Raw genomic sequence first — 323 nt, forward strand, 5'->3', positions numbered from 1 at the left:
CGGACTGCGCCAAGCCGGCCGTTTGCACCTGCCCGGCCTGGGCTTGGCCATCCAGCATGATTCCATCGTCGATATAGGGCGCGCGCTGGCTTTGATGCTCGGCGGACTCGGAGAATCCTATGACGACTTCGGCCCGTGGCCTTCCGGAATCGATCGACTCAGTCCATGCGGCCAGACCGGAACTGTCCGGCTGGCGGCCCAGCACGTTTTTGTAGAGAAGCGTCGTGAAGCCGGCGTTATCCAGCGTGCCGTAACGCGCGATGAACTCCGGAGAGCCGGTAAAATCGTCAGATATTCCCAGAAGCGTGTCGCCGTTACGCAGG

At 61.9% G+C, this 323-nt stretch carries 1 protein-coding gene; it reads right to left on the minus strand.

The genetic code is table 11. The features are described from left to right. The coding region (locus AC5JJ6_RS28145) for a DUF4214 domain-containing protein (RefSeq protein ID WP_496045236.1) at positions 1 to 323 on the minus strand (323 nt) is incomplete at both ends.

It is taken from the genome of Skermanella sp., from assembly GCF_059503625.1.